Genomic DNA, 1208 nt, shown 5'->3' on the forward strand with positions numbered 1-1208 from the left:
TGTAAACATCCCTTAAAATAGTACCAGTGATTTTTTAGTGTGTCTGTGGATAATAGTCTTAACCACGGAGACAAGATAATGCGTAAATCACGTTTTACTGAAACACAGATCCTTAAAGTTTTGAAAGAAGTTGAATCAGGTCGCCAAGTCAAAGATGTTTGCCGCGAGTACGGTATTGCTGATGCGACTTATTACAACTGGAAATCGAAATATGGCGGCATGGAAGTTTCGGACATCAAGCGGCTGAAAGAACTTGAAGAAGAGAACTCCAAGCTTAAGCGTATGTATGCCGACATGGCACTTGAGAATACAGCGCTCAAGGATGTTATTGAAAAAAAGCTCTGACGCCGGCAGCCAAGCGCGAAACCGTCGATTATCTAGTATCAGAGTACGGTTTGAGTGTCAGGCGGAGTTGCAAAGCACTGAATCTAAGCCGCTCCGTTTACACTTATCAACCTGATACAAGCAAAGACGACGAGGTTATCGAAGCACTACTGTCGGCGGTTGAACGCTACCCTCGTTATGGGTTTAAAAAGCTTTTTCATGTGCTACGCCGAGCAGGTCATCGCTGGAACCATAAACGCTTGCACCGTGTGTACTGTGCATTAAAGCTAAACATGAGACGAAAAGGGAAAAGGCGACTTCCAAGTCGCAACCCTGAACCGTTAGCTGTTCCGGAGTCTTTAAACCAAAGCTGGTCTGTAGATTTCATGAGTGATGCATTGTATTGCGGCCGACGCTTCCGAACCTTTAATGTGGTGGATGACTTTAATCGCGAAGCGTTGGCGATAGAGATTGATTTAAACTTACCGGCAGCACGGGTTATCAGAACATTAGACCGTCTCGCAGCATGGCGTGGTTATCCAAAGCAGATTCGCATGGACAATGGGCCTGAGTTTATATCAATCGCATTAGCTGAATGGGCCGAGGAAAACAAAGTTCACCTCGAGTTTATTAAACCTGGAAAGCCGACCCAGAACTCATATGTTGAACGCTTTAACCGAACTTATCGAAATGAAGTACTTGATTACTATGTATTCAGAAGCCTGAGAGAAGTTCGAGACATAACAGATAATTGGTTGCCACAATATAACGATGAGCGGCCACATGAATCACTTGGTAATCTGACACCGTCAGAGTATCGATTGGTAAAAACGAACGAACAGACCTCTAAAAATGTGTGGCACTAACCGGGGGATGTTTACAGT

At 44.4% G+C, this 1208-nt stretch carries 1 protein-coding gene; it reads left to right on the forward strand.

Annotation, left to right across the window (positions count from 1 at the left end; translation table 11 throughout):
• Window positions 1-78: 78 nt before the first annotated feature.
• A protein-coding gene (locus CWE08_RS12070) for an IS3 family transposase (protein WP_420837086.1) occupies window positions 79-1190 on the forward strand; the annotation gives its coding sequence in 2 pieces (ribosomal slippage) (window positions 79-331 and window positions 331-1190; 1113 coding nt in all).
• The last annotated feature ends 18 nt before the right edge of the window (window positions 1191-1208 follow it).

This window comes from Aliidiomarina iranensis, from assembly GCF_003987135.1.
Taxonomy (GTDB): domain Bacteria; phylum Pseudomonadota; class Gammaproteobacteria; order Enterobacterales; family Alteromonadaceae; genus Aliidiomarina; species Aliidiomarina iranensis.